Genomic DNA, 20,908 nt, shown 5'->3' on the forward strand with positions numbered 1-20,908 from the left:
CCGCCCATGGTCGACAAGAACAAACCCCAGGAAAAGCGCGGCGGCTGGCTGAGCCGTTTCGCGCCCGGCGTCCGCAAGATCGTCTCGCGCCGCGACACCCCGGACAACCTCTGGGTCAAGGATCCGGACACCGGCGAGATGCTGTACCGCTCGGACCTGGAAGGGTCGCTGTGGGTCACGCCGTCGGGGCGTCACATGCGCATCGACGCGCCGACGCGCCTGCGTTTCACCTTCGACGGCGGCGAATACGAGAGCATCGACACGCCGGACGTGCCCGAGGATCCGCTGAAGTTCTCGGACGGAAAGTCCTACAAGGACCGTCTGAACGCGGCGCGGAAAGCCGCCGGTCGCAAGGATACGATGGCCATCGGCTACGGTTCGGTCGGCGGCCAGGACGCGGTCGTGATCGTGCAGGACTTCACCTTCATGGGCGGGTCGCTGGGCATGGCGGCGGGCGAAGCCTTCATCAAGGCCGCGCGCGAGGCCGTGGCGCGCCAGGTTCCGATGGTGTGCTTCACCGCCGCCGGCGGCGCGCGGATGCAGGAAGGCGCCCTGTCGCTGATGCAGATGGCGCGCACCACCCTGGCGATCGAGGAGCTGAAGGCGGCGAAACTGCCCTACGCCGTGGTCCTGACCGACCCGACCACGGGCGGGGTGACCGCCTCCTACGCCATGCTGGGCGACGTGCACCTGGCCGAGCCGGGCGCGCTGATAGGCTTCGCCGGTCCGCGCGTGATCGAGGCCACCATCCGCGAGAAACTGCCGCCGGGCTTCCAGCGGGCCGAATACCTGCAGGAGAAGGGCATGGTCGACCGCGTGGTCGTCCGCGCCGACCTGCCCCGGGTCCTGGGCCAGATCCTGTCCATGCTGATGGGCGGAAGCCGCAAGGCGGCCTGACGGCCGTGGACCCCATCTCCGAGCGCCTGCGGGCCCGCCATCCGCAACGCATCGACCTGTCGCTGGATCGGATGAAGGCGCTTTGTGCGGCGCTGGGCGATCCGCAGCATCGGCTGCCGCCGGTGATCCACGTCGCGGGGACCAACGGCAAGGGTTCGACCGTCGCCCTGATCCGGGCCATCGCCGAGGCCGCGGGGTTGAGCGTCCACGCCTACACCTCGCCGCATCTGGTGCGCTTCAACGAGCGGATCCGGCTGGCCGGCCGGCTGATCGAGGATGAGGCGCTGAGCGCCGTGCTCGACCGGATCGAGACCGCTGCCTCGGACTGCGGCGGCGAAGCGACCGTGTTCGAAAGCACCACGGCCGCCGCCTTTCTGGCCATGTCCGAGACGCCGGCGGACCTGGCGATCATCGAGGTCGGCCTGGGCGGCGTGCTGGATGCGACCAACGTCATCGAGCGGCCGCTGCTGAGCGTGATCACGCCGGTCGACTACGATCACGCCGAGTTCCTGGGCACGGACCTGGCCATGATCGCGTCCGAGAAGGCGGGCGTGCTGAAGGCCGGCGCCCCGGCCGTCATCGGGCGGCAACGCGAAGAGGCGATGAAGGCCATCGAACGGCGCGCGACGGACGTGCGGGCGCGGCTTACGGTGCTGGGGGTCGACTTCGACGCCTGGGCCGAGCGCGGCGGCTTGGCGTTCCAGACGGCGGACCTGTTCATGGACCTGCCGGCCCCGGCCTTGGCGGGGGCGCACCAGATCGACAATGCCGCCGTGGCCGTGGCCGCCGCCCTGGAGCTGGACCTGCCCGAAGCGGCGATCGCCGAAGGGCTGAAGGACGTGCGCTGGCCGGCGCGGCTGCAGCGGATCACGGCCGGGCCCTATGGCGAAGCCGCGCGCGCGGCCGACGCGGAACTGTGGCTGGACGGCGGACACAATCCCCACGCGGGACGCGCGCTGGCCGCCTTCCTGGCCGACCGTCAGGCCCGCGCGCCGCGCCCGCTGGCGCTCATCTGCGGCACGCTGGCCAACAAGGACCAGGGCGGCTTCTTCGAGGCCCTGAAGGACACGGGCGCGACCGTCTTCACGGTCGGCTTCGACGGCGCGGCGGCCGAGCCTGGGGCGCTGGCGGCGGTCGCGCGCGGGCACGGCCTGGGCGCGACGCCGGCGGGGAGCGTCTCCGACGCGCTGGACATGGCTTTGCGGTTCGGCGCGGGCCGGGTGGCGATCTGCGGTTCGCTTTATCTCGCGGGCGAAGTTCTGGGCGCCAGCCGCGAGACGTGGCCGACCTGAACCGGGCCGCCTATTTGCTCATCCAGGGCCGGGACTTGCCGGCGGCGATCCGGGCATTCTGCTCGCGCTGAAAGCGGCCGCCGCGCGGCGGCTTGGGGCGCGCGTCGAGCGCCGCCTGCTTCAGGCGAAGCGCGCGCTGGACCGGAGTTTCTTCGGGCGGCGGCGCGGCGGGGTCGTCCTCAGTCGTCATGGCCGACATCTAGCACGGTTTGCGCCAGCGCGCGGTTCAGGCGTTGCGGAAGGCCCTGCCCCGTTCCGCGAGCGCGGACCAGCCCGCCGTTGTGGGGCGATAGCCCGCAGCGCCGACCGATTCGGCCAGGCCCAGAACCTTGAGTTTGGCGCTGCGACCAGGGTCGGCCTCGCGAGCGGGGTCGGCGATGTCCAGCAGGGCTTCGATACGTTCGGCGTCGGTCATGGGCGCATAGACCAGCGGCGCGCCACAACCGCAAGCGTCAGCGTGGCGATCAATCGCTGCGCGGGCCGAAACGACGACGCCCGCCGGCGCGAGCCGACGGGCGTTTCACATTCCACGCGGAATTTGCGCGGCTTAGGCCTGAGGCTTCACGCCCGCTTCGGCCAGCCATTCGACGATCTTGCCCTTCGGCATGGCGCCGACCTTCATCGAGGTCATCTGCCCGTCCTTGAACAGCATCAGCGTGGGAATGCCCTTCACGCCGAGCTTCGACGGGGTCATGGGGCTGTCGTCGATATTGATCTTGGCGATGGTGACCTGGCCGCTCATTTCGTCGGCGATCTGTTCCAGCGCGGGACCGATCTGCTTGCAGGGGCCGCACCATTCCGCCCAGAAATCCACCAGCACGGGGGTGGACGCCTTCAACACGTCGGCGTCGAAGCTTTCGTCGGTGACTTTTACCGTCGCCATAATGGCTCCTTGAGGCGCTGTCGCTCGGCGCGCGGCGCCTTGCTGCTTCAGCGCGAATGAGGTTGTCCGGATCGGTCCGGGTTCAGCGAGAGATGTGGGAGCGAATCGCGGGCAAATCAACCGTCGGCAAGGGCGGCTTCCAGCATCGCCTGCGGGATGGGCATCAGACGGGGCCCGTCGGTCCAGACCAGGGCCGCCTCCACGGGGCGGTCGGGATACAGCCGCCGCAGCACCGCCGCATAGACCGCCGCCTGCAGCACATAGGCCGGATCCACCGCCTCGACGGCGTGGGGCGCCGGGCGGTTGGTCTTGTAGTCGACAACCAGGACCCGATCGGGGGTGATCACCAGACGGTCGATGCGGCCGTTGATCGCGACGCCCGGCGGAAGGCCCGGCGCCGTGCCGGCCAGGGCCACCTCGGCGCGCGAGCCGGGCCCGAACACCGGGGCGAAACGGGCGTCGTCCAGCACCGAGAAGGCGGCGGCGATCATCTCGACGCGCTGCGCCTCGTCCAGGTCCGTCTCGCGCGCCAAAAGACGGCGGGCGGCGTCGGGGCGGTCGGCGGGCGCGATCTCGGGCAGGCGCTCCAGCAGCCGATGGATCAGGTCGCCGCGACGGAAGCGGCCCAAGGAGGAGGCGCCGCCGCCGGTCCCGGTCTGGGCCAGGGGGGACGGCGCGGGAATGCGGATCGACCCTTCCATCCGCGAAGGCGAGGCGAAGCGCGCGGCGCCGTCGGCGGGCGCCGGCGTGGTCGCCCAGGCGGGGACGGGCGCGGCGGTCACGGCGGCGCGCGCCGTGGAAGCGGCGAACTCCGGATCGGCGCCGAAGCGCAGGCGGCCGTCGTCAAGACGCTGGACGGCGTCGGGACGATCCCTGGCCAGCCGCTCGAAGGTCGCCTGGATCACATCCCACCAGCTGCCCTCTTCATAGCCGGTCTCCTTGGGGCGGCTCATCTTGCGGCCCATGACGATCAGTCGGTCGCGTGCGCGGGTCAGGGCGACATAGAGCAGACGCAGGGATTCGGCGTCGGTGCGGTCCAGGCGGGCCTGGCGCACGTCACGCGAGACGGCGCAATCGGCTTTGGCGCTGGAGGGGCACATCAGCCAGGCCTCGGTCCCGTCCGCCAGGGTCGCCGGCATCAGCGTCGGGCCCTGAGGCTTCGCCTTGCCGGTCGTGTCGGGCAGGATGACGATGGGCGCCTCCAGTCCCTTGGAGCCGTGAACGGTCATGACGCGCACCTCGTCGCGCGCGCCTTCCATCTCGCGCTTCACCTCCACGTCGGCCTGTTCGAGCAGGAACAGGCAGGTCTCCAGGTCCCGCCCGCCCCGCTCCTCCGCCGCCAGGACCTGGGCCAGGGTCTCGTCGATGGCTTCCTCGGCCTCGCGACCCAGGCGGTCCAGGATGCGGGCGCGGCCCGAACGGCCGTCTGGTCCGACACGGTTCAGCGCGGTGGAAAAGAAGGCGAACGGATCGCGGTCCCGCGCAGCGATCAGATCGACCATCAGGTCGCGGGCGGCGAGCCAGGCCGGCTGTTCGTGGGCCCGCTCCCGCAGGGCGCGCCACAGACCGCCCGTGCGGGCCTCAGCCAGCGGATACAGGCTGTGCGGATCGCCGAAGTCGCTGATATCGCAAAAGGGGCTGCGCAGGATTTCCGCCAGCGACAGGTCGTCGTCGGGGAACAGCGCGAAGCGGGCCAGGGCGATCAGGTCGTCGAAGACGATGTGGCTGGACAGCTTCAGCCGATCCGCGCCGGCGACGGGGACGCCTTCGGTCTTCAGCGCCCGGATGATCTCCTCGAAGGTGGCGTCGCGGCGACGCACCAGCACCAGGAAGTCGCCGTAGCGCACCGGGCGGTGGACGGGTCCCTTGGCCTTGTCGAAGGCCCAGACGGCGGTCGCCTCCTCGACCTGCCGCCGGATTTCCCGGGCCAGGGCCTGCGCCAGCTGCTTTCGGGCGCTGCGACTGTCTTCCTTGTCGACCGGGGCGTTCCAGGCCTCGCGCTCGGGCGCGGCGGGATCCTCGAACAACGGCCACAGGTCAACGCAGCCGTACTGGCCCAAACGGGCGGGGCGATGGACGGCGATGTCGCCGGTTTCCCCCACGAGGGCGCGGGTGCGGGCCGGATCGTCGAAGGCGGCGTCCACGAAGGCCAGAACCTCCTCCGTCGAGCGGAAGGAGGTGTCCAGCGGCACCTCGCGGAAGTCGGCTCCGGCCTCTCGCACCAGGGCGTCATAGGTCCTGGCCTCCTGGCGCAGGCGTTCGGGCCGGGCGCCCTGGAAGGAATAGATCGACTGCTTTTCGTCGCCGACGGCGAAGACGGTCCGGGGGATGGCGGCGTCGCGGCGTTCGGCACCGAAGCCGGCGAAGAAGGGCTCGGTCAGGGCGCGGACGATGGCCCACTGATCCGGCGCGGTGTCCTGAGCCTCGTCGATCAGGACATGCTCGATGCCGCCGTCCAGCTTGTACAGGACCCAGGCGGCGGTGGCGCGTTTGGTCAGAAGTTCGACCGTGCGACCCACCAGGTCGGTGAAGTCCAGCGCGCCCTGCGCCCGCTTTGCGGTCTCATAGAGGGCGGCGTGGACGCGGGCCAGGGTCAGGACCTTCTCCGTCTCGTCCGCCACGCGGGCGGCGCGGACGCGGTCCAGCGTCGAGAGGTACTTCAGCGACACGTCGGCCAGATAGCTCGCCGCGCCGGGCGGGGCCTTGGACGTGCCGAACCGGTCGCGAGGGACGCCCTTGGAATCGATGAAGATCGGCGTCATGGCGGCCAGGGTGGCGGCGGGCGGGACCGCGTCGCGCATCTGACCGGCCAGCTTCTTGTCGTTGGCGCCGCCCGTGGCGAAGCCGTCGGCGGCGGCCCGCCAGTCGGCCGGATTCAGCCACGCCATGAAGTCGGCCTCGATGTCCTCCGGGCGTTCGTCGGGCGTCACCCCCACCAGCGCATGGGGGCCGGGCGCGGTCCCGGCGTCGATGCGGCCCAGATAGTCCAGCAGAGGCTCGCGCCTGGCCTCGATCGCGTCCAGCAGCGAATGAAAGTCGCTCCAGGCCAGCTCCACGGCGAAATGGGCGTAGGCGCGCCCCACCGGCCCGTCGCCGTCGTTCAGCGCGTAGCGGGCCAGATCCTCGCGCGCCGCGTGGGACAGGGCCAGCGCCGCCTGGTCCTCCAGGACGGTGAAGCCCGGCGCCACCCCGGCCTCCAGCGGAAACCGGCGCAGCAGTTTTTCGCAGAAGGCGTGGATGGTCTGAATCTTCAGCCCGCCCGGCGTCTCCAGCGCGCGGGCGAACAGAACGCGCGCTTCGGACAGTTCGGCGTCGCTGAGGTCCGCCGGATTGCGCCCGTCCAGCTTGGCCAGATCGGCCGCCAGCGCCCGGTCGTCAGCGACGGCCCATTCGCCCAGCCGCTCGAACAGCCGCGCCTGCATCTCGGCGGCGGCCGCCTTGGTGTAGGTGACGCACAGGATCTCGCCGGGCCGGACGCGTTTCAGCAGCAGGCGGGCCACGCGACTGACCAGGGTGGTCGTCTTGCCCGACCCGGCGTTGGCGGTGACGAAGACCGACAGGGCCGGGTCGGCGGCGGTCGCCTGATGGGCGCGGGCCATGTCCACGGGGCTGGGTTCGGTCATTCGGACGCCTCGTCCTCGCCGCCGACGACGTGCCATTCCCAGACGCGCGCCAGATGGTCGTAGTTGCCGCCGAAATTGCCCATGAACTGCGGCGCCACCCACGACGCATAGGGCGTCGCCGGATCGTCGAAGGCGGCGACGCCCAGCTTCAGCCGCTCCAGCTCGCGCGTCGCCAGCTGCGCGGCGCTCAGGGTGTTGCCGCGCCCCTGACGCGAGACGTCGTCCACCTTGCCCGGATCGCGACGGCCTGTGACCTTCACATAGAGCAGCTCGTTCGCCTCGGTCGGTGGTGCGGGAAAGCCGCCTTCGGCCAGGATGGCGGCGGTCAGGGTCAACTGCGGCGCGAAGCCCTGAACCACCTGTTTCTGGCTGGGCGTCTGGCCCGTCTTGAAATCCATAACGGCGGCCCCGGCGGCGTCCAGCTCGATGCGGTCGGCGCGCGCCGTCAGGGTGAAGGGGCCGCCCGGAGCGTCGAAGGTGAGCGCGCCCGACTGTTCGATCAGCAGCGTGGCGCCGCGCGCGCGCCGGTCGCGCTCGAACTGCTCCAGCCAGCGGGCGCAATTCCGGGCCAGCGGACGTTCGCGGGCCAGGGCGGCGTCCTCGAATCCGGCTTCGGTCATCGCATCGATCAGGAAGCCCTCGATCTGGTCGGCGCAGTCTTCGGGCAGGGTGTCGGGCCAGGTCCGGACCATCTGCTCGATCGCCTCGTGAACGGCGTTGCCGCGCGCCATGGCCTCGGCCGAGGCGCCGGGCCGATCCAGCACCTTCAGTCCCAGAATGCGCTGGGCGTAGACGGCGTAGGGATCGCGCACCCAGCGTTCGACCCCCGTGACGGGCAGTTCGCGCGGGCGACGCTCGACCGGTGGGGTGGGCGCAGGACGGCGGGCGTAGTCGGGCGTGGCGCGCGAGGGGGCGTCCAGGGCGCGGGTCCACTCGGCGAGGTGGGCGGGAGCGGCGACCGCGACCGGCGTCTGGTCGGCGTCGGCGCCGCGCGTCAGCATGTCCAGCCGCCACAGCCAGCGGGACCGCACGGCGGGCTGGCCGCCGCGCCGTTCGGTGTGGATCAGCACGGCCTCGTCGGCGCAGGCGGCCTGAATGAAGTCCTGGGCGCTCTGGCCGATGCGCCGCTCGGGCGGGGGCAGGCCGAGCGCCTTGCGCATGGGGCGCGACAAGAAGGGGTCGATCGGCGCGCCCTGGGGCCAGACACCCTCCTCCAGGCCGGCCAGGATCATGCGATCGGCGCGCACCAGCCGCGCCTCGATGGCGCCGAGTATGCGCAGGGACGGATGGGTCGCCCCGCCGGTGCGCACCACCGTATCCGCCAGGAGGCCTTGCGTCAGTTCGACCAGATCGCCCGGCGACACGGCGCCGAGCGCAGCCCCGCCCGTGATCAGGTTCGACAGCAGGCCGGCCGCCGCCTCTCCGTCCGATCCGGCCCAGGCGTTCTGGCCCGCCAGCGCTTCGATCAGCATCGTCAGGGCGCGGGCGGCGGCGTCCAGCGGCGCATCGGGTGCAAAGCAAGCGCGGGCGGTCGTGACCCGTTTCTCCAGATGATCCGACAGGGCGCGGGCCAGGGCCGCCTGCTCCAGTCGGTGGTCGGACGGCGGGCGGCCGTCGCGATCGGCTTGAGCGGCCTTGTCCAGCTTTCGGCCGATCCGATCGAAGCGGCTCTGGCGCGGGCCGCGCAGGGCCAGACGTTCGAACGCCGCAATGGCGCGGCCGGCGTCGCGCCCGCCCAGGTCCAGCCGCACAAGCGGATGCTTCAGCAGGCCCAGCAGCACCTGAGGATCGGTCGGGCTCGCCATCCAGCGCACGCACAGTTCGACCAGAACCCCTGCAGGCATCCGGTTCAGCGGCTGACCCGCCGAGGCGTCGGCGACGATCCCCCACCGCTCCAGTCGCGCGGCGACGCGGCGGCCCAGCGCCTGGTCCGGCGTGACGAGGGCGCAGGTCCGGACCGTCCCGTCCGGATTGGGCGTCTCCAGCGTCTCTCGCATCATCAGGGCGATGGCGGCGGCGGTTTCCTCGTCGTGGCGCAGCGTCAGGACCGACAGACCCTGCAGCCCCTCGGCGATGGGGTCGACGGCGCGCCTGGCGTCCACCGCGCGGGCGCGGATATCGCGGATGGCGGCGCGCCAGTCGCCGGTGGCGTCGGCGGGACGCAGGGCCTCGTTCAACAGGCGCTGACGCGACTGTCCGCGCTGCTCGGCCTGGGGCGTGGCGGGCGACCGGAACCACGGCCGAACCGCGCGCCGGTCCACGGCGTGTCGTTCCAGCAAACGTTTCAGCGCGCGCTGAGGATGCTGCTCGTTGTCCTCGTCGATCTGGTCCCAGACCCGGTCGTCAAGGTCCAGGTCGAGACCGGGCAGGACGACGCAGCCCAGCGGAGCGCGGGCGACGGCGCCCAGCACGTCCGCGGCGGCCGGCACCGTGCCCGTGGAGCCGGCGGCGATGACCGGCTGGGTGGGAGGATGGGCGTCCCACAGCGCCGCGAGTCGACGCAGCAAGGTGGCGCGGCGCCAGGCCGGATCGACCAGACCCAGTTCGGCCAGACGCCTGGGCCAGGCGACAACGCCCAGGCTCAGGAACTCGGCGGATCGCTCCCAGTGCTCGGCCATCTCGCCGTCGACCAGGGTCGCGACCCGTTCGGGATCGGGGACCTCCTCCAGCTGGCAGGAATCGAGAAAGCCGCCCAGCGCGTCGGCGAGGTCCAGCGCCCGCATGGGCGTCAGGTCGCTGTCGAACTGCTCGACGATCATCCGCGCCATCTCGAAGCGGCGCGTCAGGGGCGCGATGGCGGGCGGCAGGTCCAGGCCCAGGGCGCCGGGGGTGAAGGGCGGTTCGTCCTCTTCCAGATCGCCCAGCGGACGGACCTGGGGCAGCAGCACGGGACGGCCGCCGGACAACTTCGACAGGGCCCCGGTGAAGGCCCGCGCCGCGCGACGGTTCGGCAGCAGGATGGTGGCGTCCGACAAGGCCTCGGGCGGCCGTTCGCCCAGCCAGCCCAGAACCCCCGCGGCCAGGTCTTCGAGGAACGGCCGGTGCGCGGGAATGGCGTACCAGCGGGGCGCGGACCCGGTGAAGGGATCGAACGCGCTCACGTCGCTCCGCCCAGTTTCGCCTCGGCCTGGTCCCGCGCCTGGGGGTCGCCCACGTGCATCCAGTCGCCGTCCAGCACGCAGCCGTAGAGCCGGCCCTGGGCCGCGGACTTGCGCCACAAGGGGCTGAGCGAGAACGGTCCGTCCGGGCCGCCGTCGGCGTATCCGGGCCGGGTGATGTGCACGCCCATATAGGCGAAGGGGGCCTCAGCCGCCGAGCCGCGGAAGGTCAGGCCGCCGTCGTCGCGCAGGAAGAAGTCGCCGTCGCCTTCGAAGCCGATGGAGCCTTCGCGGCGGGCCAGCAGCAGGGCGGCGTCCATCGTATCGGGGTCCCACAGGCGCACCAGCTCGGCCAGCGACTGACCTGGACCGTCGCCGCGGTCGATCCAGACGCTATCGATATTGGCGACGAAGACCGGATCGTCGCCCAATAAGGGATGGGCCTTCTTCAGACCGCCGCCGGTCTCCAACAGTTCGGCGCGTTCGTCGGAGATGACGATCTTCGGTCCGCGGCCGCGCGCCGCCAGGTGCCGCTCCAGCCGGTCGGCGAACCAGTGGACGTTGACCACCGCCCTTTCGACGCCGGCGTCCGCCAATCGGTCAAGGACATGGTCGATCAGGGCGCGTCCGCCGACCTCAACCAGGGCCTTGGGTCGATCGTCGGTCAGGGGCCGCATCCGGGTGCCCAGGCCGGCCGCGAGCACCATGGCCGTCTTCGGGGCCGCCTTCGGGGCCGTCTTTGGACCAGGGCTCATGCGCGCACCTCGGCGGGAACGTGCCGATCGAACCAGCGGGCCACGGGGGCGAGCGCCGGCTGCTCCAGATTGGCGTTCAGATGCCGCCACATGCGCGGCAGGAACTGGCGATAGCGCGGCTTGCCGTCCCGCGCGATCAGCCGGGCGAAGATGCCGATGATCCGCGCCTCGTTCAAAGTGGCCAGCCCCGCGTAATCGGCCATGAAGTCGGCGCGGTCCACGGACGGGCGCAAAGCGAAATAGCGATCCAGCGCCTCGGCCTCCAAGGCCGGGGAGACGTCGCGGCGCGCGTCCTGCAGCAGGGAGTGCAGATCCCACGAGGGATGCGCGCGCACTGCGTCCTGGAAGTCGATCATGCCGACGCGGGCGGCGCCCTCGCGCTGCGGCAGCCAGATCAGGTTCTCGGCGTGGTAGTCGCGGTGCGCCAGCACCGAGGCCCCGGCGGCGCCCGAGGCGACGACCGGCGCCCAGGCCTCGCGCCACCCGGCGACGGCGTCGGCATCGAACGAGACGCGGTCGTCCAGCCGTGGCAGCCATTCGACGAACAGGTCCGCTCCGCCCTGGAGCGCCGTCTCGTCATAGGCCAGCAGCGGCCAGTCCCCGCCAGGCCCGTGCAGAATCCCGGGCGGCGTTCCGGCATCATGCAGGGTCGCCAGCGCCTCGATGGCCGCCAGATACAGCGGCGTTTCGTCGGCGCCGTCCTCGATCACGCGGGCGAACAGGGCGTCGCCGAAATCCTCCAGCACCGCCAGGCCGTTCGGCGCGTCCAGCGCCGGAATGGCCGGGGCGGAAAGACCCAGCGCCTTCAGGTGGGCGGCCACGGCGGCGAAGGCTTCGATCCGCCCCGCCGACAGCCGCGCGATCGCGTTCCACCCGGCGGCGCGGCGCTGATCGGCGGTCCAGGACGGGTCGGCCGGCGGGCTTTCGGCGGCCGGCGCCTGGTCCATCAGCATCAGGGTGGCGCCGTCCGGCATGGTCAGCCGCTCGTAGCGCCGCGTCGAGGCGTCGCCGGGCAGCGGCGCGCGCGCCGCGTCCGACAGACCGGCGGCCTTCAGAAAGGCCTGGCGCAGGATTTCGCGATCAGAGGCGGACATGGTCGATCAGCTCTTCCCACCGGCCTACGCCGGAAACGGTCGCAAGGCGGCCCCCAAAATCACTGGCGCCCTGCTCTGAGATTTCGATGCTCAGCCGGTCGGGCCCGAGAAATTGGCCGGGCGCTTCGCCTAGCCGCTCCGGCCATTCGATCACGACGCAACCCTCGTCCAGCGCCTCGTCCAGGCCGATCTCGAACGCCTCTTCCGGCCGCGTCAGCCGATAGAGGTCGAAGTGGGCGACGGGGGGCGCGCTTTCATAGAACTGCACCAGGGTGAAGGTCGGGCTGGGCACATCCTCGTCGGGCGTCGTCAGCGCGCGGATGAGGCCGCGCGCGAGGGTCGACTTGCCCATGCCCAGCGGCCCGTACAGCAGGACGCTGTCGCCGGCGGCCAGCAGGGGGGCGATGACTTGGCCCAGACGGGTGGTGGCCTGGGCGTCGGATAGGGCGAGCTTCATTGGAACACCGCGTCGGGATCGGCGGCCAGGGTGCGCTCGGTGAAGCGCTTCAGCGCCTCGGTCGCCTTGGCGGCGTCGACGTCCAGCCGCTCGGGGGGGATCGGCAGGCCGACGTCGACCCCGAACCGCTTGCCCGCCTTGTTCAGCAGTTCGTGGAACAGGGTGACGTCCCGCAGCTCCTGGGAAAAGCGGTCGAACAGGTGGAACAGCCGACTGTAGGGGCCGGTGACATGCATGGGAACCACCGGCGCCGCATATTTGCGCGCCAGCGAGGCGGCGGTCGGCGCCCATTCGGGATCGGTCAGCACGCCGTCCTTCTCGCGGGCCAGGCGGCCGGCGGGGAACATGACGACGCAGCGCTCGGCCTCGAAAGCTTCCTTCGCCGCATTCAGCGTGGCGCGCGTCTTTTCCCGCGTCCGCTTCTCGTACACCCATTCGACCGGGATGATGGTCTCGTCCAATCGAGGCGAGACGCGCAGGGCGTCGGCGTTGGCGAAGAAGACGACGTCGGGCCGACGCGCGCGGATCGCGTCATAGACGGCTATTCCGTCCGCGATGCCGGTGGGATGGTTGCAGACGACGATGCACCGCCCCGCCGCCGGAAGCCGGTCCAGGTTCGTCGTCGAGACGTCCAGCTGGAGAAGCCGGGAGACATAAGCCAGCGCCTCGTCCCCCGACAGGGGCGCGACGGCGTCGGCCATGCGGACGGCCTGGCCGTAACCGAGCAGGCCGTAAAGGGCCGGCCGCACCGCCGGCCAAAACGGCGAGGCGGTCAGGCGGGGCGCACGCTCGGCGATCAGCACATCGACGATGTGCGGCCGGCGTCCAAGGGAAAGAGAGGCGGGCTCCATGGAAGTCCGCTTGTCGCCGGTTCGCGGCACGCGAGCAAGCGCCATGCGCGCCCCGCTTGGCGCAGCGGCGGCCGCCCCCTATCAAGGACCGATATCACCGGGGGAACCAGAGACATGACACGTTCACGCTGGATGGCGGCCGCCGCCTTCGGAGCCCTGATTCTGGCCACCGGGCCGGCGCTGGCTCAGGAGACCGCGCCCGCAGCGTCGGCCGTCGCCCCGGCGACCGCCGGCCTGTCCTTGCGCGACCTGGCCATGATGGAACGGGTCAGCGAGCCGCGCGTCTCGCCCGACGGACGCCGGGTGCTTTACGCCGTGCGCACCACCGACTGGGATGGCAACAAGGGCGTGAGCAGCCTGTGGCTGGCGGATGTCGCGGGCGGCGAGCCGCGCCGGCTGGCGATCTCCGAGGGCGGCGCGTCGGGCGCGCGCTGGTCCGCGGATGGCCAGGCGATCTATTTCCTGTCGGCGCGCGGCGGTTCGAACCAGGTGTGGCGCGCCGACCGCGAGGGCATGGCGGCGACCCAGGTCACCACCCTGCCCTTCGACGTCTCGGGTTTCCGCCTGACGCCGAACGGCGCATCGCTGGTGCTGGCCGTGTCGGTGTTCGTCGATTGCGACACCCTGGCCTGCACCAAGACGCGGATGGACGCGCGCGGAAAGTCGACGATCCAGGCCTATGACCGCCTGCCGCTGCGCGATTTCGATCACTGGGTCGATACGCGCCGCACACACCTGTTCATGCAGCCGCTGAACGGTTCGGGGCTGGCGGGGGGAGAGCCCCGCGACCTGATGGCCGGGCTGGACGCCGACGTGTCCGCGGGCGACTCCAGCTTCTCGATCTCTCCCGACGGCCGGACCCTGGTCTACGGCGCCCAGACGCAAGGCGCGGGCGAGCCCTTCACCAACAACAGCGACATCTTCCGCGTGGCGCTGGACGGCGGCGCGCCGGTCAATCTGACCGAAGCGAACCGGGGCGCCGACGGCAATCCGGTCTTCTCGCCGGACGGACGACGGCTGGCCTGGCTGTCGGCTCCGCGCGAGAACGTCGGCGGCGACCAGGCGGCGGTGTGGATCGCGGCGGCCGACGGATCGGGCGCGCGCAAGCTGACGGACTGGGATCGCGGCGCCGGCGGGCTGCTGTGGCGGACTGACGGCCGAGCGCTGCTGGTGTCGGCGCCGGACGAGGGCCAGAACCGGCTGTTCTCGGTGGACGCGCGGACCGGCGAGGTCACGCCCCTGACCGGCGACGGGACGGTGAACGCCTATGAAGAAGCGGCCGGCGTGCTGGCCTACGCCCAGGACAGCTTCATCGCACCCACACAGATCTTCGTGCGGACGCGCGGCGAGGCCCGCCAGATCACCCGCCACGGCGCCGATGTCCTGGCGCGACTGGACCTGCCGGAGGCGGAGGCCTTCACCTTCGCCGGCTGGAACGGGGAGCCCGTGCAGGGCTGGGTGTTCAAGCCGGCCGGCGCCGTCGAGGGCCGGACCTATCCTGCGGTCTATCTGATCCACGGCGGGCCCAAGTCGCCCTGGACCGAAAGCTGGTCGTACCGCTGGAACCCGCAGGTCTACACCGGCGCCGGCTATGCGGTGGTGATGATCAACTTCCACGGCTCGCCCGGCTACGGCCAGGCGTTCACCGACGCCATCAACGACCACTGGGGCGACCGGCCGCTGGAGGACCTGCAGAAGGGCTGGGCCGCCGCCCTTTCCGCCAATCCCTGGATCGACGGCGACCGGGCGTGCGCGCTTGGCGCCTCTTACGGCGGCTACATGGTCAACATGATCGCCGGAAAGTGGAACGGGCCGTGGCGCTGCCTGGTCAATCACGCCGGGGTCTTCGACGTGCCGCAGCTGATGAACGCCATGGACATCGGCAACTTCATCCACGAATTCGGCGGACCCAGCTGGGAGCGCAAGGCCGTCTACGACGCCTTCAACCCAGAGACCTACGCAGGCGACTGGCAGAAGCCCATGCTGGTGCTGCACGGCTCCAAGAATTTCCGCGTGCCGATGGAGCAGGGCCTGGCCACCTTCTCGGCGCTTCAGCGCCAGGGCGTGCCCAGCCGCTTCGTCTATGTGCCGGACGAAAACCACTGGGTTCTGAAGCCGCGCACCTGGGTCGACTGGCAACAGGAGATCCTGGACTGGGTCGGCCGGTACACGGCCGCCGAATAGTCGCTCGCTTCCGCCCGGCGAACGGTGGTGCTACGCCTCGCGCCACAAAGCTTGCGAGGAATGTCCATGCGCCACCGCTCCGCCCTGTCGGCCGCCTGCGCCGCCGCCGCCCTTCTGTCCGCCGCGCCCGCCTTCGCGCAGGTTCCGCCCGCGCCGGTCCCTGCGGCGGCCCCGACGGCGGACGCCTTCACCTACAAGGACATGATCTCGGCCAACCGACTGGGCGATCCGCAGGTGTCTCCCGACGGGCGCTACGTGGTCTATTCGGTCACCACGACGGACGTGGAAGCCAACCGGCGCGCAGGCAGCCTGTGGATGCTGGACCTGAACACGCCCGACGCCGCGCCGCGCCGGCTGGCCATCTCGGACCAGGGCGCCAACACCGCGCGCTGGGGCGGCGACGGCAATCTGTATTTCCTGTCGGGCAAATCGGGCGCCAGCCAGGTCTGGCGCGTGGCCTCTCCGACGGCGACCCCGGTGCAGGTGACCAATCTGCCGACCGACGTGAACGCCTATCGGATCAGCCCGTCGGGCGACAAGGTGGCGGTGTCGCTGGCGGTCTATCCGGACGCGACCGACCTGAACGCCTCGATCGAACAGGGCAAGGCCATCGCGGAACGGAAGACGACGGGCCAGGTCTATGACCGGATGTTCGTGCGCCACTGGGACACCTGGAACGATCACACCCAAAACCACCTGTTCGTCCAGTCGATCGGCCGCGACGGCAAGGCGACGGGTCAGCCGGTCTGGGTGACCAAGGGTTTCGACGGCGACACGCCCTCCAAGCCCTTCGGCGACGAAAGCGACTTCACCTTCACCCCGGCGGGCGACGCCATCGTCTTCTCGGCGCGACTGGCGGGCCAGACCGAGCCGTGGAGCACCAACTTCGACCTGTGGAAGACCAACGGCCTGAGTGGCGACGGGACCTTCACCAACCTGACCGACGACAATGACGCCTGGGACGCCGGGCCGGTGTTCTCGCCCGACGGCCGCACCCTGGCCTATCGCGCGATGGCGCGCCCGGGCTTCGAGGCGGACCGCTATCAGATCGTGCTGAAGGACGTCGAAAGCGGCCAGACCCGCGAGATCGCCTCGAACTGGGATCGTTCGGCCGACACCATCCAGTGGTCGCGCGACGGCCAGACGATCTACACCACCGCCGGGGACGTCGGATCGACGCGGCTGTTCTCGGTGGACACGCGCAATGGCGTGGTGACGCCGATCACCGGACCGGGCCACGTCTCGGCCTTCCAGCAGACGCCTTCGGGCTTCGTCTTCGCCCACGACAGCCTGCGCGAACCGGGCGACCTGTACTTCAAGACCTACCTGGGCCGCGAAACGCCGCGCCGCCTGACCACCGCCAATCCCGCCTTCGCCGCCAAGCAATTTGGCGAGTACGAGCAGTTCAGCTTCCCGGGCTGGAACAACGAGACGGTTCACGGCTACGTCATCAAGCCGGTCGGCTATGAGGAAGGCCGCAAGTATCCGGTCGCCTTCCTGATCCACGGCGGGCCGCAGGGGTCGTTCGGCGACAGCTGGTCCTACCGCTGGAACCCCGAGACCTACGCCGGGGCCGGCTATGCGGTGGTGATGATCGATTTCCACGGCTCGACCGGTTACGGCCAGGCCTTCACCGACGCCATCAGCCAGCACTGGGGCGACCGCCCGCTGGAGGACCTGCAGAAGGGCTGGGCGGCGGCTCAAGCCAAGTACGACTTCCTGGACGGAGAGAACGCCTGCGCGCTGGGCGCCTCGTACGGCGGCTACATGATCAACTGGATCGCCGGGAAGTGGAACGACGCCTTCAAGTGCCTGGTCAACCACGACGGGGTCTTCGACACCTTCGGCATGGGTTACGCCACCGAAGAGCTGTGGTTCACCGAGTGGGAATACGGCGGCACGCCGTGGGATCACCCCGAGGGCTATCAGAAGTTCAACCCGGCCAATCACGTCGAGAACTGGCGCACGCCGATGCTGGTGGTGCAGGGCGACCTGGATTTCCGCATCCCGACAGCCCAGGGCCTGTCGACCTTCACCGCCCTGCAGCGGCGCGGCATCGACAGCCGGCTGATCGTCTTCCCGAACGAGAACCACTGGGTGCTGAAGCCGGCCAACAGCCTGCAGTGGCACGACGAGGTGTTCGGCTGGCTGAACAAGCATCTCGGCCAGGCCGAGTAGCGCCTGCCGCAATCACAGGACTGAAGGGCGCGGTCGATGGCCGCGCCCTTCTTGATTCACAGGATCGTTCAGAGGCCGGCGCGGGTGTTGGCCGTGGCGACCAGGCGGCCGTATTCGCGCTCGGTCATGCAGCGTGGCGTCGACCACGCCTCCGCGTTGCGGCGCGCCTCGACGGCTTCGCGGGCCGTGACGAACACGGGCTGGACGCCATGTTCGCGTTGATAGGCGCGGAGCGTGGCGACGTCGGTGGCGCAGATCATCACCGACTGGCGCGCGGCCGGCGCAGGCTGCTCCAGCTTCTGTTTCTGGGCCGGATTCTGGGCCAGAGCCGGGGCGGCGCTGGCGGCCAGCACCGCGAGGGTCAGGGCGGAAGCCGTGAAACGGGTCATGTCAACATCCTCCATCGCTGAATTCGATCAGCCTTCTGACGAATTATGCGCCAAATCTCGTCGATGTAAAGAATTTGCGACAATCTGACGTCAGATAGACGACAACGGGCGGATCGGCGCCAATCGACGGCTGGTGCGTTGTCTCTGGCCTGAGGAGGTCGACGCTTGGCCAGAACGCTGAAATGGAAGGACATCTGGTCAGGTGTGCGTGAGAGAGCGCTGGTCCCGGCCGGCGCCCGCGCCCGTGACTGGCGCGACTGGATCCGGCAGAACGACCCTGTTTACGCCGCCGCCCGCCACCCCGGGGCGGCCGAGAAATGGGCGGCGTCCGTCACCCTGCTGCTGATCGCCGCCGTCGTCGTCTTTCTGATGCTGTTCGACTGGAACTGGCTGCGGGGACCGATCGGCCGCTGGGCCTCGGCCAAGTATGACCGCGAGATCGCCCTGCGCGGCGACCTGGACGTCAAACTGTTCAGCTGGACGCCGTCGGTCGTCGTCAATGACCTGAAGTTCGGCGGGCCGGATTGGGCGCGAGAGGCCGACACCGCCAACGTCCAGCGGATCGACGCGTCGGTGCGGCTGCGCAAGCTGTTCGCCGGGCAGATCGAGATGCCCCTGCTCAGCGTCACCCGCCCGGACGTGGTCCTGATCGCCGCCGAGGATGGCCGCAAGAGCTGGGCGCTGGAGCCGGACAAGCCAGACACCGGCGAGGGAATGAAGCTGCCCGTGATCCAGCAGCTGATCATCACCGACGGCCGCATCCGTTTCGACGAGCAGCGTCGCGGCCTGACGCTGGACGCCACGGTGACCGCGCGCGAGACCGCCAACGACGGCGACGCCGGGTTCGTGCTGGACGGCTCGGGCGCGCTGAACGGTTCCCCCCTGACCCTGCGGATCGAAGGCGGGCCCTTCATCAACATCCGCCGCAACCGACCCTACAATTTCGAAGCGGTGCTGAGCGGCGCCGGGTCGCGGCTGACGGCGGACGGGGCGATCACCCGGCCGTTCGACCTGGGCCGGTTCAACGCCACCCTGACGCTGGAGGGCCAGAACCTGGCTGACCTCTATCTGCTGACCGGCGTCACCCTGCCCAATACGCCGCGCTACAGGCTGGCCGGCGCGCTGAGCCGCGACGAGCGGATCTGGAGCTTCAAGGATTTCGACGGCCGGGTCGGCGCCTCCGACCTGTCCGGCGAGGTGCGGGTGGATGCGGCGGAGCGGCTGCGGGTAGACGCCGACCTGACCTCGCGCCGGCTGGATCTGGACGACCTGCTGGCGGTTCTGGGCGGCCGGCCCCAGACCAATGCGGCGGCGACCGACACGGAAACCACCGTCGCCGCGCCCGGCCGACTGCTGCCCGACGCCACCCTGCAGGTCGAGCGGTTGCGGACCATGGACGGGACGCTGAAATATCGCGCCGCAGCGGTGAAGGCGAACGACTTCGACGTCCGCGCGGTCAATCTGGGCGCCGATCTGAAAGACGGCGTCCTGGCCCTGAACCCCGTCAGTTTCGCCTTCAATCGCGGTGAGCTGAACGGCACTGCGCGGATCAATGCGACGCGCGAAACGCCCTACAGCAACGTCGATTTCCGCCTGTCCGGCTATCCGCTGGACTCGATCATTCCGGCGCGGAACGGGGCCGCCCCGGTCACCGGGCGGGCGCTGGGCCGGGCGCGGCTGGAAGGCCCGGGCGCCTCGATCCACGACTTCGCCGCGGCGTCCAAGGGTTCGCTCAGCGTGGTGGTGCCGCAGGGCGAAATGCGGGCCGCCTTCGCCGAGCTTCTGGGCATCAACGCCAGCGCGGGCCTTCTGAAACTGCTGAGCGGCGACCAGTCCAAGGCCGACATCCGCTGCGCGGTGGCGGACTTCAACGTGGCGGGCGGCACGGCGACGGCCCGGACCTTCGTGGTCGATACCGACGTGGTCCTGGCCAAGGGGTCGGGGTCGATCGACCTGGGGGCCGAGACCCTGAACCTGCGCATCGACGGCGAGAGCAAGAAGCCGCGCCTCCTGCGCGTGTGGGCGCCGATCACCGTCAACGGACCTTTGACCGCGCCGCGCGTGGGCGTGGATGTCGGCGCCGTCGTCAGCCAGGGCGGCCTGGCGGGCCTGCTGGGCGCCGTGGTCGCGCCGGTGACCGCACTGTTCGCCTTCGTCGATCCCGGTCTGGCCGAGGACGCCGATTGCGGCCGTCTGATCGCCTCGGCGCGCTGAGCAGTGCGAAAGCCGTTCGCCCTGATCGCACGTAGAAGAGAAATGACACGACGAGGATTGATCGCGCCCGCCCTGGGGGCCCTGGCCGCCGCCTGTTCGCCGCTGGCGCTGCTGAACCGCCTGGGTCCGCGCGATCCGGGCGCGCGCCGCGTGGCGCGGGACGTTCCCTATGGCGATCATCCCCGGCAGCGGATGGACCTCTATGCGCCCTCCGGCGGCGGATCGCATCCTGCGCTGGTCTTCTTCTACGGCGGCGGGTGGAACTCGGGTTCGCGCGACGTCTATGGCTGGGCGGCCCAGGCGCTGGCCGCCCGCGGCTTCGTGGTGGCCGTGCCCGACTATCGCCTGGTCCCGGAGGTCGTCTTTCCCGTCTTCATCGAGGATGCGGCGGCCGCCACGGCGCGCGCGGCCCAGGCGGTCGCGCCCTATGGCGGCGATGCCGGGCGGCTGGGCGTGCTGGGCCATTCGGCGGGCGCGCATCTGGCGATGATGACCGCCCTGGACCGGCGCTACATGGCCGCCGTGGGACAGCCCGACCTGATCCGGGCCGCCGCCGGCCTGGCCGGTCCCTACGAGTTCCTGCCGCTCAACGTGGCGTCGTCGATCAACGCCTTCGGACGCTCGCCCGACCCGACCCAGACCCAGCCGGTGACCTTCGTGCGCCCCGACGCCCCGCCGATCTGGCTGGGCCACGGGACCGAGGACGTCATCGTCCACGCCGAGGACACCGTCATCCTGAACGACCGCATCCGCGCCGTGGGCGGACGGTCCGAGGCCCGGCTGTATCCCGGCCTGAACCACGCCGACCTGATCGCGACCTTCTCACCCCTGTTTCGAAAGAAGGCGCCGGTTCTCGACGATGTGACGGCGTTCTTCCACCGCCAACTCGGCTGACGAAAGGAACGATGGTGCGGGCGGTCGGGGTCGAACCGACACTCCTTTCGGAACCGGATTTTGAGTCCGGCGCGTCTACCAATTTCACCACGCCCGCAG

At 70.6% G+C, this 20,908-nt stretch carries 16 protein-coding genes and 1 tRNA gene; 6 read left to right on the forward strand and 11 right to left on the reverse strand.

The annotated features are described in order from the left end of the window. The first annotated feature begins 6 nt into the window (after positions 1-6). Positions 7-897: an acetyl-CoA carboxylase carboxyltransferase subunit beta gene (locus ACE3PU_RS03925; protein ID WP_374386856.1), complete on the forward strand. Its 891-nt coding sequence runs from the start codon at positions 7-9 to the stop codon at positions 895-897. 5 nt (positions 898-902) lie between these two features. Beyond that, complete coding sequence (locus ACE3PU_RS03930) at positions 903-2,189, forward strand: folylpolyglutamate synthase/dihydrofolate synthase family protein (RefSeq protein WP_374386858.1); 1,287 nt, start codon at positions 903-905, stop codon at positions 2,187-2,189. Positions 2,190-2,199: 10 nt separating this feature from the next. Here the strand turns inward: ACE3PU_RS03930 and ACE3PU_RS03935 are convergent, their stop codons facing one another. From ACE3PU_RS03935 to ACE3PU_RS03975, 9 genes are all read right to left on the reverse strand, one after another. Continuing rightward, positions 2,200-2,388: a hypothetical protein gene (locus ACE3PU_RS03935; RefSeq protein ID WP_374386860.1), complete on the reverse strand. Its 189-nt coding sequence runs from the start codon at positions 2,386-2,388 to the stop codon at positions 2,200-2,202. 27 nt (positions 2,389-2,415) lie between these two features. Further along, positions 2,416-2,604, reverse strand: coding sequence for a hypothetical protein (locus ACE3PU_RS03940; RefSeq protein ID WP_374386862.1), 189 nt, complete (start codon positions 2,602-2,604; stop codon positions 2,416-2,418). A gap of 132 nt (positions 2,605-2,736) precedes the next feature. After that, a complete protein-coding gene (gene trxA / locus ACE3PU_RS03945) occupies positions 2,737-3,072 on the reverse strand; it encodes a thioredoxin (RefSeq protein ID WP_374386864.1) in 336 nt (111 codons plus the stop codon). A gap of 116 nt (positions 3,073-3,188) precedes the next feature. Next, the gene (addA, locus tag ACE3PU_RS03950; RefSeq protein WP_374386866.1) at positions 3,189-6,695 is read right to left on the reverse strand and encodes a double-strand break repair helicase AddA; all 3,507 of its coding nucleotides are present in this window, start codon (positions 6,693-6,695) and stop codon (positions 3,189-3,191) included. Beyond that, complete coding sequence (gene addB, locus ACE3PU_RS03955; RefSeq protein ID WP_374386868.1) at positions 6,692-9,796, reverse strand: double-strand break repair protein AddB; 3,105 nt, start codon at positions 9,794-9,796, stop codon at positions 6,692-6,694. The genes addA and addB overlap by 4 nt, the downstream gene beginning before the upstream one ends. Further along, the gene (gene murU / locus ACE3PU_RS03960; protein WP_374386870.1) at positions 9,793-10,500 is read right to left on the reverse strand and encodes an N-acetylmuramate alpha-1-phosphate uridylyltransferase MurU; all 708 of its coding nucleotides are present in this window, start codon (positions 10,498-10,500) and stop codon (positions 9,793-9,795) included. The genes addB and murU overlap by 4 nt, the downstream gene beginning before the upstream one ends. A 44-nt stretch (positions 10,501-10,544) precedes the next feature. Continuing rightward, positions 10,545-11,642 (reverse strand): N-acetylmuramate/N-acetylglucosamine kinase AmgK, encoded by a 1,098-nt coding sequence (gene amgK / locus ACE3PU_RS03965; RefSeq protein ID WP_374386872.1) that lies wholly within the window; start codon positions 11,640-11,642, stop codon positions 10,545-10,547. Further along, the gene (tsaE, locus tag ACE3PU_RS03970; RefSeq protein ID WP_374386874.1) at positions 11,629-12,099 is read right to left on the reverse strand and encodes a tRNA (adenosine(37)-N6)-threonylcarbamoyltransferase complex ATPase subunit type 1 TsaE; all 471 of its coding nucleotides are present in this window, start codon (positions 12,097-12,099) and stop codon (positions 11,629-11,631) included. The genes amgK and tsaE overlap by 14 nt, the downstream gene beginning before the upstream one ends. Further along, the gene (locus ACE3PU_RS03975) at positions 12,096-12,950 is read right to left on the reverse strand and encodes a GNAT family N-acetyltransferase (protein ID WP_374386876.1); all 855 of its coding nucleotides are present in this window, start codon (positions 12,948-12,950) and stop codon (positions 12,096-12,098) included. The genes tsaE and ACE3PU_RS03975 overlap by 4 nt, the downstream gene beginning before the upstream one ends. A 114-nt stretch (positions 12,951-13,064) precedes the next feature. Here ACE3PU_RS03975 and ACE3PU_RS03980 point away from each other — a divergent pair, with 114 nt between their 5' ends. Further along, on the forward strand, positions 13,065-15,134 hold the full coding sequence (locus tag ACE3PU_RS03980) for a prolyl oligopeptidase family serine peptidase (protein WP_374386878.1): 2,070 nt from the start codon (positions 13,065-13,067) through the stop codon (positions 15,132-15,134). 66 nt (positions 15,135-15,200) lie between these two features. Next, complete coding sequence (locus ACE3PU_RS03985) at positions 15,201-17,312, forward strand: prolyl oligopeptidase family serine peptidase (RefSeq protein WP_374386880.1); 2,112 nt, start codon at positions 15,201-15,203, stop codon at positions 17,310-17,312. A gap of 68 nt (positions 17,313-17,380) precedes the next feature. Here ACE3PU_RS03985 and ACE3PU_RS03990 read toward each other — a convergent pair whose 3' ends face one another. Continuing rightward, entirely contained in the window at positions 17,381-17,701 is a 321-nt protein-coding gene (locus tag ACE3PU_RS03990) for a hypothetical protein (protein WP_374386882.1), read from the reverse strand. A gap of 165 nt (positions 17,702-17,866) precedes the next feature. On the opposite strand from ACE3PU_RS03990, the gene ACE3PU_RS03995 reads away from it, so the two are divergent. Together ACE3PU_RS03995 and ACE3PU_RS04000 are read left to right on the forward strand one after the other, a co-directional pair. Then, entirely contained in the window at positions 17,867-19,915 is a 2,049-nt protein-coding gene (locus ACE3PU_RS03995; RefSeq protein ID WP_374386884.1) for an AsmA family protein, read from the forward strand. 57 nt (positions 19,916-19,972) lie between these two features. Beyond that, positions 19,973-20,809, forward strand: coding sequence for an alpha/beta hydrolase (locus ACE3PU_RS04000; protein WP_374386886.1), 837 nt, complete (start codon positions 19,973-19,975; stop codon positions 20,807-20,809). A 12-nt stretch (positions 20,810-20,821) separates the two neighbouring features. Here ACE3PU_RS04000 and ACE3PU_RS04005 read toward each other — a convergent pair. After that, positions 20,822-20,906 (reverse strand) — tRNA-Leu (locus ACE3PU_RS04005). Between the last annotated feature and the right edge of the window lie 2 nt (positions 20,907-20,908).

This window comes from Brevundimonas sp. (assembly GCF_041911375.1).
Classification (GTDB): domain Bacteria; phylum Pseudomonadota; class Alphaproteobacteria; order Caulobacterales; family Caulobacteraceae; genus Brevundimonas.

Bases quoted from the DNA above. Each gene is read 5' to 3' on its own strand.
- ACE3PU_RS03925 (WP_374386856.1), top strand. From the start codon at position 7: ATGGTCGACAAGAACAAACCCCAGGAAAAGCGCGGCGGCTGGCTGAGC.
- ACE3PU_RS03935 (WP_374386860.1), bottom strand. From the start codon at position 2,388: ATGTCGGCCATGACGACTGAGGACGACCCCGCCGCGCCGCCGCCCGAA.
- ACE3PU_RS03940 (WP_374386862.1), bottom strand. From the start codon at position 2,604: ATGACCGACGCCGAACGTATCGAAGCCCTGCTGGACATCGCCGACCCC.
- trxA (WP_374386864.1), bottom strand. From the start codon at position 3,072: ATGGCGACGGTAAAAGTCACCGACGAAAGCTTCGACGCCGACGTGTTG.
- addA (WP_374386866.1), bottom strand. From the start codon at position 6,695: ATGACCGAACCCAGCCCCGTGGACATGGCCCGCGCCCATCAGGCGACC.
- murU (WP_374386870.1), bottom strand. From the start codon at position 10,500: ATGGTGCTCGCGGCCGGCCTGGGCACCCGGATGCGGCCCCTGACCGAC.
- amgK (WP_374386872.1), bottom strand. From the start codon at position 11,642: ATGTCCGCCTCTGATCGCGAAATCCTGCGCCAGGCCTTTCTGAAGGCC.
- tsaE (WP_374386874.1), bottom strand. From the start codon at position 12,099: ATGAAGCTCGCCCTATCCGACGCCCAGGCCACCACCCGTCTGGGCCAA.
- ACE3PU_RS03975 (WP_374386876.1), bottom strand. From the start codon at position 12,950: ATGGAGCCCGCCTCTCTTTCCCTTGGACGCCGGCCGCACATCGTCGAT.
- ACE3PU_RS03980 (WP_374386878.1), top strand. From the start codon at position 13,065: ATGACACGTTCACGCTGGATGGCGGCCGCCGCCTTCGGAGCCCTGATT.
- ACE3PU_RS03985 (WP_374386880.1), top strand. From the start codon at position 15,201: ATGCGCCACCGCTCCGCCCTGTCGGCCGCCTGCGCCGCCGCCGCCCTT.
- ACE3PU_RS03990 (WP_374386882.1), bottom strand. From the start codon at position 17,701: ATGACCCGTTTCACGGCTTCCGCCCTGACCCTCGCGGTGCTGGCCGCC.